At 63.3% G+C, this 16,648-nt stretch carries 13 protein-coding genes and 2 pseudogenes; 9 read left to right on the forward strand and 6 right to left on the reverse strand.

What is annotated here, in order from left to right; translation table 11 throughout:
* The first annotated feature begins 151 nt into the window (after positions 1-151).
* The 3 genes and pseudogenes from QX051_RS01340 (at position 152) to QX051_RS01350 (ending at position 3,166) form a co-directional block, all read left to right on the forward strand.
* On the forward strand, positions 152-412 hold the full coding sequence (locus tag QX051_RS01340; protein WP_315774726.1) for a transposase: 261 nt from the start codon (positions 152-154) through the stop codon (positions 410-412).
* Positions 295-828: pseudogene (locus QX051_RS01345) on the forward strand (integrase core domain-containing protein); the annotation flags it as partial. The gene QX051_RS01340 and the pseudogene QX051_RS01345, both read left to right, overlap by 118 nt.
* Before the next feature lie 217 nt (positions 829-1,045).
* Positions 1,046-3,166, forward strand: coding sequence for an MASE1 domain-containing protein (locus tag QX051_RS01350; RefSeq protein ID WP_315774727.1), 2,121 nt, complete (start codon positions 1,046-1,048; stop codon positions 3,164-3,166).
* On the opposite strand, the gene QX051_RS01355 is transcribed toward QX051_RS01350, so the two are convergent.
* A complete protein-coding gene (locus QX051_RS01355) occupies positions 3,161-3,823 on the reverse strand; it encodes a response regulator transcription factor (protein ID WP_315772117.1) in 663 nt (220 codons plus the stop codon). The two genes, QX051_RS01350 and QX051_RS01355, sit on opposite strands and share 6 nt — an antisense overlap.
* Positions 3,824-4,388: 565 nt before the next feature.
* Between QX051_RS01355 and opgC the strand changes: the two genes are divergently transcribed.
* Both opgC and QX051_RS01365 read left to right on the forward strand, forming a co-directional pair.
* The gene (gene opgC / locus QX051_RS01360) at positions 4,389-5,756 is read left to right on the forward strand and encodes an OpgC domain-containing protein (RefSeq protein WP_315774728.1); all 1,368 of its coding nucleotides are present in this window, start codon (positions 4,389-4,391) and stop codon (positions 5,754-5,756) included.
* Positions 5,757-6,187: 431 nt separating this feature from the next.
* Positions 6,188-6,319, forward strand: a pseudogene (locus tag QX051_RS01365) (IS3 family transposase); the annotation flags it as partial.
* 53 nt (positions 6,320-6,372) lie between these two features.
* Here QX051_RS01365 and QX051_RS01370 read toward each other — a convergent pair.
* From QX051_RS01370 to QX051_RS01380, 3 genes are all read right to left on the reverse strand, one after another.
* On the reverse strand, positions 6,373-7,605 hold the full coding sequence (locus QX051_RS01370; RefSeq protein ID WP_315774729.1) for a GGDEF domain-containing protein: 1,233 nt from the start codon (positions 7,603-7,605) through the stop codon (positions 6,373-6,375).
* A 155-nt stretch (positions 7,606-7,760) separates the two neighbouring features.
* Positions 7,761-9,269 carry a class I adenylate-forming enzyme family protein gene (locus tag QX051_RS01375; RefSeq protein WP_315774730.1) on the reverse strand — a complete coding sequence of 503 codons (1,509 nt, stop codon included), beginning with the start codon at positions 9,267-9,269 and terminating at the stop codon, positions 7,761-7,763.
* Between the two features lie 51 nt (positions 9,270-9,320).
* Complete coding sequence (locus tag QX051_RS01380; RefSeq protein WP_315774731.1) at positions 9,321-11,147, reverse strand: extracellular solute-binding protein; 1,827 nt, start codon at positions 11,145-11,147, stop codon at positions 9,321-9,323.
* A gap of 261 nt (positions 11,148-11,408) precedes the next feature.
* Here QX051_RS01380 and QX051_RS01385 point away from each other — a divergent pair, with 261 nt between their 5' ends.
* A complete protein-coding gene (locus QX051_RS01385) occupies positions 11,409-12,185 on the forward strand; it encodes an invasion associated locus B family protein (protein WP_315757443.1) in 777 nt (258 codons plus the stop codon).
* Between the two features lie 149 nt (positions 12,186-12,334).
* Here the strand turns inward: QX051_RS01385 and hspQ are convergent, their stop codons facing one another.
* On the reverse strand, positions 12,335-12,667 hold the full coding sequence (gene hspQ, locus QX051_RS01390; protein WP_315711998.1) for a heat shock protein HspQ: 333 nt from the start codon (positions 12,665-12,667) through the stop codon (positions 12,335-12,337).
* A 144-nt stretch (positions 12,668-12,811) separates the two neighbouring features.
* On the opposite strand from hspQ, the gene QX051_RS01395 reads away from it, so the two are divergent.
* Positions 12,812-13,765 carry an AEC family transporter gene (locus QX051_RS01395; protein WP_315737913.1) on the forward strand — a complete coding sequence of 318 codons (954 nt, stop codon included), beginning with the start codon at positions 12,812-12,814 and terminating at the stop codon, positions 13,763-13,765.
* A 6-nt stretch (positions 13,766-13,771) separates the two neighbouring features.
* Here QX051_RS01395 and QX051_RS01400 read toward each other — a convergent pair whose 3' ends face one another.
* Positions 13,772-14,971, reverse strand: a complete 1,200-nt coding sequence (locus QX051_RS01400; protein ID WP_315774732.1) for a UbiH/UbiF family hydroxylase — start codon at positions 14,969-14,971, stop codon at positions 13,772-13,774.
* A 118-nt stretch (positions 14,972-15,089) separates the two neighbouring features.
* Between QX051_RS01400 and pcsA the strand changes: the two genes are divergently transcribed.
* A complete protein-coding gene (pcsA, locus tag QX051_RS01405) occupies positions 15,090-15,824 on the forward strand; it encodes a phosphatidylcholine synthase (protein ID WP_315774734.1) in 735 nt (244 codons plus the stop codon).
* The gene (locus tag QX051_RS01410) at positions 15,821-16,546 is read left to right on the forward strand and encodes a TerC family protein (protein WP_315737916.1); all 726 of its coding nucleotides are present in this window, start codon (positions 15,821-15,823) and stop codon (positions 16,544-16,546) included. Before pcsA ends, QX051_RS01410 begins: the two co-directional genes overlap by 4 nt.
* Positions 16,547-16,648: the final 102 nt, after the last annotated feature.

The following is a 16,648-nucleotide window of genomic DNA, read 5'->3' on the forward strand; positions in this document are numbered from 1 at the left end:
CCAAGCCGACGTTCCGTCATTGCGAGCGAAGCGGAGCAATCCAGAAGCCACGCCAGAATTCCGGATTGCTTCGTCGCTTTGCTCCTCGTGACCTGCCCCTAAGAATTTCCTCCAGAAGGATTTAGAGTCCGGCCTGACGAAGGACGGACAGATGAAGCGTAAACGGTTCACGGAAGAGCAGACCATCGCGGTTTTGAAAACCGGCGCGAAGACGGCTGATCTCGCCCGCAAGCACGGGATCTCGGAGACGACGTTCTACAATTGGAAGACCAAGTTTGGCGGCACGGACGTGTCCAGTTCGCCCCAGGACAGCGCTTCCGTATCCTCAACATCGTTGACGACGTCACCGAGGAGAGCCTGGGAGCGATCGCTGACACCTCGATCTCGGGCCGGTGGGTGGCGCGGGAGCTGACCACTATCGTCGCCCGACGCGGCAAGCCGGGTTCGATCGTCTCGGACAACGGCACCGAGGCGATGCTGGCCTGGTGCAAGGACAACGCCATCGACTGGCACTTCATCGCGCCCGGCAAGCCGATCCATAACGCCTTTGTCGAGAGCTTCAACGGCCGGATGCGCGACGATCTCTTGAACGAAACGCTGTTCTTCGGCCTCGACGACACGCGGCGCAAGCTCGCCGCCTGGGTCACGGACTACAACGGCGAGCGGCCGCACTCCTCACTGAAATACCAGACCCTGCGGCCTATGCCGCCAACCTCCCCGCAACGGGCGATCGGCGGCGCAACCCCGACCAGCTCCGCCAATCGCCCGTTGCTGCACCCGCGCCACTCCGCGTAAAAACCCAACAGGACTCCAAATGCTCCTGGATGAAACTTCGGTGGCAGGTCAGTTGCAGAACACGGCGGGCCTGCGATGCTCGCCCGTATCGGCATCATGCGAGCGCTAGCTAAGTCCGGCTCGAACGCGTGTGCAACCTTGAGATGGTCGCACGAGTCCCTAAAGAGGATTAATGTTTCGCAGATCTTCATCAAGAAGATCAAAGATCAGTTGTGGGGGACGGTCCAACTGCCTAGTCCAGGCGTCGACGATGTCCGATCCACGATCACTATCGCCGGAGATAAATTTCCGCCGAGGCATTAGCTATGCCGGCGGTCTGGTCGCAATTGGACTGATCTATTTCGTCCTGGCAAAAGGTGGCCTTGCTCTCGCCTCTATTCATCCCAGTGCAACGCCAATTTGGCCACCGACAGGTGTCGCGCTGGCGGCGGTGCTGTTGTGGGGATATCGGACTTGGCCCGCAGTCTTCACGGCGGCGGTGATCGCCAATGCGGCGACCGCCGGCTCGGTTGCCACCGCAATTGCGATTGCGACCGGTAACTCTCTTGAAGCGGTTGTTGGCGCTTACCTAATCAATCGATGGTCGAGCGGATGTAATACGTTTTCGACGCCAAATTCTGTCGCGAAGTTTACCCTGATTTGCCTCGTGATCGCGACACCGATCAGCGCCACCATTGGACTGTCCAGCCTGGCAACCGCCGGGTACATCGAACGGACGAATTTCGCAAACGCCTGGGTCACATGGTGGCTGGGAGATGTGACCGGCGCGCTGGTCATTGCCCCCGTTATCGTGCTTTGGGCATCAAGCCCCTACCATGCTTTCAACCGCAAGGAATTTTTGGAGACGGTCGGCGTCCTCGCAACAGCGGCGGCTGTTGGACTCATTGCTTTCAGCCCCCTGATCGAGCAAACGCCGAGCCGAAATCCACTGGGTTTTCTTGCGATCCTGCCAATGTTGTGGGCGGCGCTGCGCCGCGGTCCACGTGACACCGCAACGGTTGCGCTGGTGCTTGCGGGGATCACGATTTGGGGGACGCTCACGGGCGGCGGCCCCTTCACGACCGTGGATATCAACGTTTCATTCCTGCTGGTATTGATGTTCTTGATCAGTATTACCGTTCCAAGCTTGTTACTGAGCGCCGACGTCGAGGTGCGCAAGAAAGCGGAGGAAAGTCTGCGCCACTCGCAGATGGAACTCGAACGGAAGGTTGCAGAGCGTACGCAAGAGCTGGAGCTCGCCAATGCAGCAAAATCGCGCTTTCTTGCCATGGCAAGCCATGATTTGCGGCAGCCATTACATGCACTAGGCCTGTTCGTTGCCCAGCTGCGCACGCCGCTCAAATCGGGGGAAAGGACAAAGACGATCGAGCGGATCGATGCAACGCGCAAAGAAATGGATGAAATGTTCAACTCGCTCCTGGATATTTCCAGGCTCGATGCTGGAATCCTTACACCCAAAATTACCGAATTCCCAATCGCGCGCCTGTTGCAAACAATTGAGACTACGTTTGATCAGGCAACGCGAGAAAAAGGCTTGCGTCTACGCGTTCGGCGAAGTGATGCCTGGGTGCGGAGCGACGCCATGCTGCTCGAACGCATACTGCTCAATCTGGTATCCAATGCTGTGCGCTATACGTTACGAGGCGGGATCATCGTCGGATGTCGTCGGCGCGGTGAAATGTTGCGTATCGAAGTATGGGATAGCGGTCCCGGCATTCCTGAGGATCAGAAGCAGAATATCTTTGGCGAGTTTTTTCAACTACCCGGCCCAGAACGGAACCGGTACGGCGGCCTGGGGCTCGGCCTGGCTATTGTCGACAGGCTTCGCGTACTTCTCAACCATCAAGTCGACTTGGCTTCGACCGTGGGCCGAGGTTCGCGATTCGCAATCTTGATTCCGATGGCCGATAAATGCGTCACGTCCACTGAGCCCGTCGACACACCTCGCCCCGCAGTCGTTGCGGTCGAAGGCAAGGTAATTCTTGTTATTGCCGATGCTCCAATTGTGCGAGAGGAGACGGGCGGATTGCTTGGCAAATGGGGATACTCCGTCCTTACCGCCGGATCCGACGAAGCTGCGCTTATCCGACTGGCTGAGCGCCAGCAACGCCTCGATCTTATAATCTCGGATTATCATCTTGCCAGCGGAAAGACCGGGATCCGAGCAATTGAACAAATTAGTGCGGCGTTTGGCTCATCAATTCCAGCTATCCTCACCAGCGGCGATACGGCACCCGAACCATTACGTGACGCTAAGGATAGAGGGTACATTTTGCTGCACAAACCTGTCGACCCAATGCGGCTCCGCGCTGTCATGCAAGAGTTCTTGAGGGATCAAGACGATAGGAGAGACACCGGGGCGGCGTTATGAATCAGATTTCGGCGACAATTCCCAGCCCATTTTTCCGACTTTTATTACTGCCTCGGTGCGACTCGTTACATTGAGTGCCTTGAGAACGACCGTGATGTGGTTCTTTACTGTCGGCACGGCCATATCGAGGGTCTTGGCAATGATCTTGTTGCTTTTTCCCTTCATCAGGAGCGCAAGCACTTCAATCTGCCGATCGGTCAACCCGAGACCCTTGGGAGAGTCGCGCGCCGCTAGCTTATTTGTAAGCCGCGGAGACGTTGGTTCCTCAAGAATCTCCGAGGGAATGTAAATGCCGCCAGAGAACACTAACTTGATGGCGTTGAGCATGACCTCACGTTCGGTAGTTTTCGGGATGAAACCAAGAGCGCCAAGTTTGAAAGCGCGCTTGACTGTATCTTGATCATCCGAGGACGAGAGCATGACGATAGCAATGGTCGCATAGCGGTCACGCAGTTCGCGGAGGACAGAGAAGCCATCTCGATCAGGCAAATTGATATCAAGCAAAATGAGGCTGATGTCAGGATGTTCCTCGACTATGTGCACTGCCTCACGGCCGTTCGAAGCTTCAAAAATGACGGAGTCTCGCTTCAGTTGTTTCACGACAGCGTGCAACGCCTCGCGGATTAATGCATGATCGTCGACAATAAGAACTTTCATAAAAGCTCTCCGTCATCTCATTGCACGGAGATCCAACTTAAAAAACATACACCCACCTTCGGGTCTTTGGCGAGGAAGAAGCTGGCGGAAGACTGGCTCCCGATACCGTCCATCCACCATCATCCTTGGCCCAACCAGCGGTCCGCCGCCGGGCACTCAAGGTAGGAGCCGAATGCCGTTGTGTGGTGTAATTGTAATCACCTCACGGTAGGAGCGCGAGTACGGACCACGAAAGTCGTGGGACTCAGAGTCTCCTTCGCCTGTAGGCAAAGGTGATTGATGCCGAGATCTGTACGGTACCTTGATCATAGGACCTAGGAACCTCTCTCTGTGGACCTCCGGCTGATTTACGTGCTGTGCCGTTTGAACGATGATCGTCAAACTCACGCGCCAGCAGGTTCTACCAAGCGCCGCCATATGATCGTTATCGTAATAGCGTTCGTGGCGGGGTCGGCGTGAAGCAGATCTAGATTGCGGCGTTGTCACGATCCGGCAGCGCGGCGGTGACTTTTTGTCAAATTCGGTCCCTCTTGAAGCGTGCTCGTACGCCGGACGGGGCAATCAGATGCATGATCGAACTGCCGACCTGAAGCCATCGGTAGGCGCGTTGCCGGAGCTGAAAGGCTACGGCCGCGATTTGCGCATTGATGCCTGCCGCGGCATCGCGCTCTGGTGCATCTTTCTTGATCATGTCCCCAACAACATCGGGAGCTGGCTGACGCTGCGGAACTACGGCTTCAGCGATGCCGCGGAAGTGTTCATGTTCGTGTCGGGCGTAACCTGCACGTTGGCCTACGGCAAGGCATGGCGCTGCGGGGGCTGGACCGGCGTGATCGGCCGGACGCTGTGGCGAAGCTGGGATATTTATGTCGCATTTCTGCTGCTCACGCTCGCCTGCGCCATCATGGTTCACCTCGCAGGCGGCGGCCATCTTGCCGACGAGAGCAATACGCGCATTCTGTTGGAGCAGCCGGGCGTGACGCTCGCGCACGCGGCGATCCTGCAATACTGCCCCGTCAACACCGACGTCTTGCCGCTCTTCGTGCTTTATCACCTTTTGTTCGCGCCGCTGCTGTGGCTGCTGCTGCGAGCGCCGAACGCAACGCTCGGCGCGTCGCTGTTGCTTTACGCACTGGTGCACGTCTTCGGCTGGACCATCCCGGCATGGCCGAACGGCCACTGGGCCTTCAATCCGCTGGCGTGGCAGCTGCTGGTCGTGCTTGGCGTGTGGTGGATGATCGAAGACAAGAGAGCCCGGCCATGGGTGACCTCAGGCACCGCGCTTGTGGCTGCCGCTCTCTATCTGGTGTTCAGCCTCATCATCGCATTGAGCTGGAGCATCAAACCGCTGGAAGCGCTGGTCCCGCAAGCGCTGCTGACGCTGCTTTACCCGATGGACAAATCGAATCTCGATCCATTGCGACTGCTGCATTTCTTGGCCCTTGCGGTTTTGGTGGTATGGTTAGTGCCTCGCAATTGGCGGGGGCTGACGACGGCGGTGATGCGCGGCGCCATTCTCTGTGGCCAGAATTCGCTGCCAATCTACTGCCTCGGCGTTCTGCTGACGTTCGCCAGCCGCCTGGCGCTGCTCGGCATCTCGGAGGGGCTGACGATGCAGATCGCGCTCAGTGTTGGTGGCGTCCTGGTGATGATCGTGGCGGCGACGCTGCTGAACTTGATCAAGATCAAGCCGAGGCAGCAGCCGGACGCGAAGCCCGTCGAGCAGACAACCAGGTCTGAGCTGGTCGTCAATCTCAAGCCAGCCAAGGCGCTCGGCGTTGACATTCCGCCCACGTCGCCCGCCTCGGGCCGACGAGGTGGCCGAATAAAGATGCTGTTTGCTCCGGTGCGCGAGTCCGGCTGCGGCGCTGGTCCAGTGCCAGCAATGAGCACGCCTTCGGGCCACCAGCGAAAACTGTGGGTCAGGTCGTGAATTAGATCACAAGGACCGTGGAGCCTGCCCTTTATTCTTCCGGCCATCGTACAGAGGAGCCAAGGCCATGATTTTCCACCCAAGGACCCACAAGGGAGCGGTGCTGATCGCGGCGTGTGTGATGTTTGCCTGCGTAGCGGCATTATTGTCGGTCAACCTGACGTCACCCACTAGCGCCGCGCTCGGCGCTGACTGGCAGTGCAGCCGGCTTGCGCTCGTTATCACGACCTGCACCCATGTGCGTGCACACGAGACCGTTTCAACTGGCGTGCGCAAGCGGACCTGGTACCCGGAATCATAGCTCGGTGATACGGCGGTCTTTGAAGCGGCGTTGCCGGGCCTTTTTCTTGGTCCAGACGTTTCTTGGTCCAGACGAAGGGCTCAGATCTGACGTTATATGCTTTGATGTAGTGACCTGCCCCTAAGAATTTGCGGCCTATGCCGCCAACCTCACCGCAACGGGCGATCGGCTGCGCAACCCCGACCAGCTCCGCCAATCGCCCGTTGCTGCACCCGCGCCACTCAGCGTAAAATTCAACAGGACTCTAAATGCTCCTGGATGAAACTTCGGTGGCAGGTCACTCGCAATGACGCCCGTGACGCAGGCAACATCGTTCTATGAAGCCGCGCGTTGCGCCTCGCCGTAGACGCGGGCCAGCAGGCTTCGGGCGGTATCGCCGGCCTGCAGCGCGGCGACGGTGACCGAAGGCTCCGTGCGCGTATCGCGCTTGCCGTGGGAGGTGTGGCGCATCACGCTGGAGAGGCGGCGCGCGATGGCGTGAGCCGAGCGCAGATCGGTCTCGGCGAACACGACGACGACCGAGCCGTTGTCCTCGTGGGTGCCGAAATCCATCCGCCGCATCAGGCGGCTGATGATGCGCGCGCCGTCATACTGCACGCGCGGATTGACCGGATCGAACGCGAAGCGGGCGACGGCAAGGCTGCCGCCGTTCTTCTGGGTCTGGCTGACGGCGGCGGCGAAGTCGCGGGCGAACGCGTTGCGGGTGAGCAGGCCGGTCTGCGGATCGAGCATGCCGCCGGCTTCGATGGCGCGCAGCGTGCGGTTGAGGCGGGCCTCGAAGGCGTGCTGGCGGATCAAGGGCAGGGCGCTGGCCGCGATGTGCGCGGGTGCGCCGGCGATGATCTCGAGATTGGCGAGTTCCTGCAGCGGTGCTGGCTGGTTGGCGGTGACGACCACGGCGAGGTTGCGGAAGCGAGTGTCCTCGGCAAGGACGGCGAGGAACGCATCGACCACGCGCGGCGAAAAACCTTCGCCGAGCACGATCCCGTCGATGTCGCGGCTCGACAGATGCTTCGCGGCGGCTTCGATGCTCAGCGCGCCGACCACGGCCATGCGCTCGCCGAGCGCAACCGAGAGGCCGGGCAGAGAGGTGCCGCGGCCGAGCAGTAGCACGGTCGCATCATCGAGCGGATCTGTTTCCGGCAGCGCGGCGTCGGGCGTCTTCTTCTCGTCGAGACGGCGCAATACGGTGGTGTGCAGAGTGCGGACACGCAGGGCGGCGCGCAGTCGCGCCAGTAGCCGTTCGTGGTTGTCGCTGTCCTGCAGGGGAAGAGCGTGATCGGGCAGGGTTGCGTCACCCGGCGTGATTGCGATCAGCGGCACGTAGGGCTTTCGCGCGCCGATATGACGCGAGAGCGCCGCAAGCTCGGCCGCATCAGCGCCCTCCATCACGGCCACCACTGCGGCCGGCTGCACCTTGGACATCGCGCTCAGCGCATCGGTCCAGCGCGTTTCGACGGAGGGGAGAATCTGCGCCGCCGCGAGGGCAGCCGTCAGCGAAGGCCGCGTGGAAGGAGAGACGATGAGAAGCGGGCCTTGTTGGGACATCCAGGGAACTCAGGATACGCTGATGACAACGTGCGATCCTAGGTCGCTCCCGTTAACGCGGCGTCAACACTGTTCCGAGCGCACCGGTTCCGCTGTCAGAGTGCGCGCCTTTCTCGCGGGCGCACCGGATCGACGACCTGGCCAACGCGGCAATATCAGCCGCCCGAGCTGGCGCGATCGCGGAAGGCCTCGACCATCAGCGGATTGAGGCCGAGTTCGGCGAGCGCTTCCCGCGCGCGCGCATTGTCCATCGCGCGGCCCGCGAGGCGGTGACCGCTGAGACGGTCGGGCAGAGCGGTGAGCAGCGCGCCTTGGCCGAGCCGCCGTGACCATTCGTGCAGATCCTGCGCGAGGAAGCGGTAGCCGCCCACGGCCATCACGCCTGCCGGCGGCGCCGTGATCGAGATCGTGTCCTGGGCGCGGTCGAAACGCACGGCGTATTCGGTGTCGACGTAGTCGCGCGGCGCTGCCGGCAGCAGCGAGTCGCTTGGCGGCGGCGGTGGCGCGTAGGCGGCCAGCACGACCATGGGCCCACGCAGTCCGAGCGTGCCCTTCGGCGTCACCAGGATCTCGCCGGCGATCGACGAGCCCGGCTGTTCGCGCGGGGCGCCCTGGCGTCCCGGTTTGACCGGGCCCGGGCTGCCGTCGGCCGCGGTGCGGCGCACCGCGAACAGGCCGGCTTCGCCGAACAGATAGACATCGGTGAGCTCGATGTCGCGCGTCTTCCACGATGCGCTCGACGCGACCTGCTCGGGCGCGCGCCACAGGCCGAGCACATAGCGCAGGTTCGGCAGCCGCGCGGCGAGGTCGCCCTCGTCGAGACGCAAGGCGAGTTGGGCCGGGGCGATCAGCGTATCGCAGGCCAGCTCCGCGAGCTGCTGTTCCAGCGCATCGGCGTCGAACGGGTGATGCAGCGCAAGGGTGCCGCCGGACAACAGCCATGTCACGACCGAAGCGGCGAGACCGGCGAATGACGACGGCAGGAAGGCCGACATCATGTTCACGCCCTGCGGCAGATCGCTCTCGAGCGAGACGGCGAGCCCGCCGGCGATCAGGCTCAAATGGGTGCGTGGGACGGCGCGGAAGCCGTCGGCGGTCACGTCGAACGAGACGATCGCGGCCTTGCGGCCGTCCGGCATCATCCCGCGCGTCGAACGCGAGGGTTTTGCGATCGACTGGTCCAGCGAATACATGCCCTCCGGCAGGTCGGAGCCGAAGCCGCAGACGTGGCGGATCGAGAACGCCTCCGACGCCGCGTTCATCGCGAGATCGGAGTGGATCACGCCGTCGATCTTCGACATCGTGACGATGGCGCGCGCGCTGGTGCGGTTCAGCGCCGCCACGAGCTCCGACTGACGCCACAGCAGCGGGAACACGGCGACCACGAGGCCGGCGCGATGCGCGGCCAGCACCGTCAGCACGAACTCGATGGTGTTGGGCAGTTGGACCGCGATCACCGAATGAGCGGGCAGGCCGGCGTCAATGAAATGCGCCGCCAGCGCAGAGATCACGCGATCGGCTTCGGCATAGGTCAGGCGCATCGGCGGCCGCCCGGTGACGCGCTGCTTGTTGATCGGATCGACCAGCGCGACCGCATCCGGCTTGCGCGCCAGGATGCGTTGAAACAACGCGTCGAGCGTCGGCGACGTATTGGCCTGATTCACCTGTTGCCCCGTACTTTCACGGACCCGGCCACGACCAATTGCCCCGATTGGTCACTTCTGTGCCGGCTCCGGCCGCTGCCACCAGCTCTCCGGGAGCGCTCCCGTCAAAGCCGTCCTCTCTGGCCGTTCTATACGATTCCACCGAGCAATCCATTCCTCAGCGGCATTGAGCACTGGAATAGCGTAGAACCCCGCCATCAGGGTACGGTCCAATGCGCGAACCGTCGAGATAAATTCCGGCCTGTCGCGGGCGCGCAACAGCGCCGCGATCATGGCGTCGATCGCAGGATCCTTGGCACCCATGTAGTTGCGGGTTCCGGTGCGGTCGGCGGCCTCGCTGCCCCAATAGAACGCCTGCTCGTTGCCGGGAGACAGCGACTGGTCCCAGCGGTTCTGGATCATGTCGAACTCGAAGCTCAGGCGGCGCTGATCGAACTGCACGGGATCGACGACCCTGATCGAAGCATTGATGCCGGCCCGCTTGAGACTGCCGGCGTAAGCCAGTGCAATACGCTCCTGATCGCGCGTCGTGACCAGGATCTCGAAGGCGAGGGGGGCCCGCGTCGTCCGATGCCGCAAGACCGTCCCGTCGAAGCCATAGCCAGCCTCGTTCAGCAGATCGAGCGCCGCCTTCAGCGTTGCGCGGTCGCGGCCGGACCCGTTGGTGATCGGCAGGCGGTAGCTGCCGTCCAGGATGTCGGCGGGGATCTGCGCGGCGTACGGCTTCAACAGCTCGAGCTCGGCCGCATCGGCTGGACGTCCATAGGCCGAAAGCTCGGATCCGGCGAAATAGCCACCGCTGCGGCGGTACAGCCCGAAGAAGTAGTTGCGGTTGATCCATTCGAAATCGAACAGCAGCGTCAGCGCACGGCGCACCTTCACGTCGGCGAACACCGCGCGCCGCGTGTTGAACACCAGGAACTGCGAGGGCTGCGGCATCCCCGAGGTGAAGCTGTCGCGGATGACCTCGCCATTGCGGGCGGCCGGGAAATCGTACCCGACGTGCCAGCGCAGCGGCTCGGTCTCGACGCGGAAGTCGTACAGCCCGCGTTTGAAGGCTTCGAACTGTCCATTGGACTCGCGGTAGTAATCGAGCCTGATCTCGTCGAAGTTCCACAATCCGCGGTTGACCGGCAGGTCGCGTCCCCAATAGTCCGGATTGCGGGTGAGGGTGACGCTGGATCCCGGCTGCACCGCCGTGACACGATACGGGCCTGACCCGAGCGGCGCGGTCATCGTCGTGTCCTCGAAGCTCGCCACGTCCGTCGCGTGCTTCGCCAGAATGGGCATCAGGCCGAGGATCAGCGGCAGCTCGCGGTCCTCGGCGCCGCCGAAATCGAACCGGATGGTCAGCGGGTCGAGCACGTCGGCCCTGGCGACCTTGCCGTAGAACTGCCGGTGGTTGGGGCGGCCGTGATCGCGCAGCAGCGCAAAGGAGAACGCGACGTCCTCGGCAAGCACCGGGCTGCCGTCGGAGAAGCGGGCACGCGGGTCGAGCCGGAAGGTGACATAGGTTCTGTTCTCGTCGGTCTCGACGGTTTTCGCCAGCAGGCCATACAGCGTGAACGGCTCGTCGTTACCGCGGGTGAGCAGGCTCTCGACCACATAGCTGCGGATTTGCTGCACCGCGATGCCGCGGACGATGAACGGGTTCAGGCTATCGAAGGTGCCGAGCAGTCCCCAGACCAGACGACCGCCCTTGGGCGCGTCGGGATTCGCGTACGCCATGTGGTCGAAGTCGGCGGGCAAGGCTGGGTGACCATGCATGGCGATCGCCGCAGTTTCTGCCGCGTTCGCCGTGGGAGTGTAGACCGCGGGCAACAATGCCAGGATCACGGCGGCCCATCTCGCGGCCGCGCTGAATATGCGCTGCAGCATCAGGATCGGGGCGCAAGCATTTGATTCGGAACAGGTCACAAGGGGCTTTTACCACAGGCTCGCCAGCGCTAGACCGCGGCTTCGACATGGTCTCGCGGCATTGATTCTTCCGCGCACCGCGTTAAGAAGGCGGGCGATTGAGTGAGGGCGGCAACGCCTGTCACTTAACCGCCTCATTTCCTGAGGAGACAGCCGCTTCAACGGCTTGGTGTGGCGCCTTTGGCGGTCTCGGGCGCTGCCGTTCAGAAAGGGTTTTCCGCAATGAATTTCCGTGACTTGGCCTCGTCGGTTGGGCCGCGTGGGCGGCTCGTCGCGCTGCTCGCGGTCACCGCGCTGGCCGTTTCCTTCGCTCCTTCGGTTGCGCAGGCTCAAGCGCCGAAGGCGAAGGCTCCGGCTGCCGCTCCCAAGGCTCCCGCTCCGGCCGCTCAGGCCCCTGCAACTCCTCCCGCCGGCGGCCAGCCTCAGGCCCAGGCTCAGCAGGAGATGCCGCAGCTGATCTACGCGCCGTGGACCAAGTTCTGCTTGAAGGGGCAGGATGCCAACGCCAAGCAGGTCTGCTTCATCGGCAAGGACGGCCGCATCGAATCCGGTCAGCCTGTGGTTGCAGCCGTCATCATCGAGCCTGAAGGCGAGCCGAAGAAGATCCTGCGCGTGACGCTGCCGCTCGGCATGCAGCTCCAGCCCGGAACCCGCATCGTCATCGACAACAACCAGTTCATGGAAGGCAAATACGTCATCTGCTTCCAGAACGGCTGCATGTCGGACTACGAAGCCACGCCTGAGTTCGTGAACAACCTGAAGAAGGGCCAGACCCTGTTTGTCCAGGCGATCAACTCGAACGGCACCGCGCTGACGCTGCCGCTGCCGCTGCAGGAAGGCAACAGCAGCTTCGCCAAAGCCTATGATGGCCCGCCGACCGACCCGAAGCAGTTCGAGGAGACCCAGAAGAAGCTGCAGGAAGAGCTGCAGAAGCGCGCCGAGGAGCAGCGCAAGAAGCTCGAGCAGACCCAGCCAGGCCAGCCGCAGGCGAAGCAGTAACGCCGGTCGGGTCCATTCCGCAAAATCAAGGGCGCTCCATTCGGAGCGCCTTTTTCGTTCTGCGAACGGATGTGAGGGGAACTTGCGCGCCGGGACCAAAGATCAAGCCTGCGCCCACGGCGCTGGGTTGAAACCCTCCGGTCGACAGGTCAGTTCATCAGCGGATTGCGCGGACGATAGCCGCCCGACTTGTCCTTGATGAAGATCTCCGCAACCTGGGAATGGCGGATCGGCTCGCCGGACTCGTCGGGAACCAGGTTCTGCTCGGAGACATAGGCGACGTATTCGGATTCCGCGTTCTCGGCCAGCAGGTGATAAAATGGCTGGTCCTTGTGCGGACGGACCTCCTCGGGAATCGACAACCACCATTCCTCGGTGTTGTTGAACTCCGGATCGATGTCAAAAATCACGCCCCGGAACGAGAACACCCGATGCCGGACGATCTGGCCGATCTGAAACTTGGCAGTTCGCGCTTTGATCATCCCAGTCGAATAGACCAGGATGGGGAGCGATGCTAGTGCCCCGCGGGCGGATTTGATCTAGACCAATCCGATTCGCGTCAAGCCGCGACGCCCCCGCATTCCAGGCCCTTCCCAGGCCCCCTCAGGGGGTCATCTTCCGAGCCCATGTTCGACATTCTCAATCTGGCCCTGCCTTATTTCGGCGTCGTTTTCATAGGCTTCGCCTGCGGTAAGTGGAGGAGGCTGCCCGAAGCCGGGCTCGCCTGGATGAACTTCTTCCTGCTCTACGTCTCGCTGCCCGCTTTGATGTTCAACCTCATCGCGCGCACGCCGTTCACGGAGCTGAGCAACCCTCCCTTCCTGGTTGCAACGACGCTTGCCACCATGCTCACCTTCGCCCTGGCGCTCGTGCTCGGCAAGGCCATCGGGCGGCTGTCGCTGCGCGAGGCGACCATGGCCGGGCTCGCGGGTGGCTACGGCAATATCGGCTATATGGGGCCGGGGCTGGCGCTGGCCGTGCTCGGGACTAAGGCGGCGGCGCCGACCGCGCTGATCTTCTGCTGCGACAGCATCTTCCTGTTCTCGATCGTGCCGCTGCTCGTCGAACTGACCGAGCGCGACCACGCCTCGGTGGCGCATGCGCTGCGCACCGTGCTGCGCCAGATCCTGCAGAACCCGCTGATCATGGCGACGGCAGCCGGCATCCTGGCGGCCGCATTTCAGCTGCATCCGCCGACGGTGCTCGATCGCACCCTGCAGTTCCTGCAGAACGCCGCTGCGCCGACGGCGCTGTTCGCGCTCGGCGTGACCGTGGCGCTGCGCCCGTTCGAGCGGCTGCCCTGGGAGGTGCCGGTCCTGACCGTGGTGAAGCTCGTCGTCCACCCGCTGCTGTCGTTCGGGCTGATGCTGCTGTTCGGGCCGTTCGCGCAGCCCTGGGCGGCGACCGCGGTGCTGATGGCGGCGCTGCCGCCGGCGCTCAATGTGTTCGTAATCGCGCGCCAGAATGACAGCTGGATCGAGCCGGCCTCATCGGCGGTGCTGATCGGCACCTTCGCCTCGGTGATCACCCTGACCAGCGTGATGTGGCTGATCCAGACTGGTCGGCTGGTGTTTCCCTGACGGTGCTCAACCGGCCTTGCGCGTGGCTCTCCATGACGGCGCCAGGCCCTCGCGCATCGCGAGCCGCCGCAGCGGGCCGATGCCGCCGATCAGGTGCATGCCGACGGCGCGCAGCGACTGCATCGGCAGGAGATCGCTGAGCAGCGAGCGGTTGGCGACGTCGATGGCGAAGGTGCGGCTCAGGATGTCGGCGCGGCGCGCCGCACCATAGCGCGCGAGCACCTGCGGCGCACCGATATCCTCGCCGGCCGCATTGGCCTTGCGCACGACATCGGCGATGTCGATGCCGTCGCGCAGGCCGAGGTTCAGTCCCTGGGCACCGATCGGCGGCACCACATGCGCGGCCTCGCCGACCAGGACGATGCGGTTTTGCGCGTAGCGCAGGGGCCGCTCGATCGCGAGCGGAAACACATGGCGGCCCGGCTCGACGCGAACGCGGCCGAAGATCGAATGCGACTGCCGCTCGGCCGCTGCCGACAGGGCATCGTCGTCGAGCGCGAACAGCCGGTCGGCCTCCTTCGGGGCTGCGACCCAGACGACGCTGGAGCGGTCGCCCGGCAGCGGCACGAACACACAAGGTCCCTGCGGCGTGTGGAATTCCGTCGACACGTTGTGATGCGGCCGCGCATGGGTGATGTTGAAGGTCAGCGCCGACTGTTGCAGCGTGCGCCGGCTCACGCCGATACCGGCGGCCTCGCGGCACAGCGAATGCCGGCCATCGGCGCCGATCACGAGCCGCGCCGTCAGCACGCGGCCCGATGCGCTGGTGACGGTCACCGCATCGGCATCGCTGCGGACGCTTTCCGCATCCTCGGCGATCCGCACCAGGCCGTCGATCTCGCCGGCGCGTTGTTCCAGCGCCTCGACCAGGACGGCATTGGCGATGTTGTAGCCGAACACGTCGAGACCGATCTCGTCGGCGACGAAGCGCACCTCCGGGGCCCGGATCAGCCGGCCGGTATCGTCGACCAGCCGCATCGCCTTCAGGCCGGCGGCGCGGTCACGGCACGATGACCAGACGCCGATCTCGTCGAGGAAATCGACCGAGCCGCCGAGCAGGGCGGTGGTGCGGTTGTCTGCATACGGGGCCTTGCGGGCCACGAGCGCCGTCCGCGCCCCGGTCTGCGACAAGGCAACGGCGGCGGCGAGCCCGGCGGGCCCGCCGCCGACGACGATGACGTCAAAGCTGGCGTCTGTGTTGCTCATGCGGGAACATTTGACGTTCCTGCGGGGCTTTTTCAAGAGTATTGCGTGAGCCTGCGCGGCGCATCGCCGCAACGGCGGATATGCAATTGGCTCCGATTCCTGATAGCACTGGCGCCGCATGGATCAGTTGAGACCAGAGAGCAGGGTGGCCGCAACGCCCGCCCATCGCGCCGCGGCGTTCTCGGTGCACGTCTTCACCGCGCTCGGTGCGGGCGTCGCGCTCCTCGCGCTGCTCGAGGCCGTGCGCGAGCATTGGACAGCGATGTTCTGGTGGCTCGGCGTCGCGCTCGTCATCGACGGCATCGACGGGCCGCTGGCGCGTCGGCTCGACGTCGTCCATGTGCAGCCGGACTGGTCGGGCGACGTGCTCGATCTGGTAGTGGATTTCACGACCTATGTGTTCGTGCCGGCCTACGCCATCACCGCCAGCGGGATGCTGCTGCCGCTCTCCGCGCCGGTCATCGGCGTCGGCATCGCCGTCACCGGCGCGCTGTATTTCGCCGATCGCCGCATGAAGAGCGACGACAATCATTTTCGCGGCTTTCCGGGACTCTGGAATATCGCGGCATTCTACCTGTTCCTGCTGCATCCCTCGCCATCGTTGGCGACCTTGGGTCTCGCGGTCCTGATCGCGCTGACCTTCGTCCCATTCCATGTCATCCACCCGGTGCGCGTCGAACGGCTGCGCTGGCTGACGCTGCCGCTGGTCGCGCTCTGGGGCGTCCTGGTCATCGATGTGCTGGGAAATAACTTCGCCGTGGACCCGATCGTGACGACGCTGTTGTGCGCGATCGCCCTCTACATCGTCGCGAGCGACTCCGCGATCCGCCTGTTGAGATCCTTGAAAGCATGATCGACCTTCTGACCAGTCCCGAAGCGTGGGCGGCGCTGCTCACCCTGACCGCCCTCGAGATCGTTCTCGGCATCGACAACGTCATCTTCCTGTCGGTGATCACCTCGCGCATCCCGCAGCCGCAGGCGACACGCGCCCGGCAGGTCGGGCTGGCGCTGGCCTTGATCTTCCGCATCGTGCTACTCAGCGTGCTGGTCTGGCTGATCGGGCTGACGCAGCCGGTGCTCACGATCGGCGGCGTCGGCTTCTCCTGGCGCGACATCATCCTGATCGCCGGCGGCTTGTTCCTGATCGCCAAGGCCACGCATGAGATCCATGCCGAGGTCGAGGCGCGTGAGGACGGCGGGTCGCAGGGCGGCGGCACCAACAAGTTCTTCTGGGTGATCGTGCAGATCATCGTCATCGATCTCGTGTTCTCGCTGGACTCGATCATCACGGCGATCGGCATGGCCCAGGATCTCGAGATCATGATCGCCGCCGTCATCATCGCCATGGTCATCATGTACGTGTCCTCCGGACCGGTCGCTCGCTTCGTGGCGAACCATCCGACCACCAAGATGCTGGCGCTCGCTTTCCTGCTCCTGATCGGCGTCGCGCTGGTCGCCGACGGCTTCAAGTTCCACATCCCGCGCGGCTACATCTACTTCGCGATTGTCTTTGCGCTGGCGGTCGAAGCCTTCAACGTGATGGCCTCGCGCAACCGCAGGAAGCGCAACGCCTGACAGGTGCCGAGTTGACAAGGCCGTCGCGATCGACTTCGCTTTTGCCGCCGGCAGCGCCCGATGCGCGGCCGGAGTCCGGCTCCTTCAACGGAGCCGGATGTC

This window comes from Bradyrhizobium sp. SZCCHNR1053 (assembly GCF_032381235.1).
Taxonomy (GTDB): domain Bacteria; phylum Pseudomonadota; class Alphaproteobacteria; order Rhizobiales; family Xanthobacteraceae; genus Bradyrhizobium.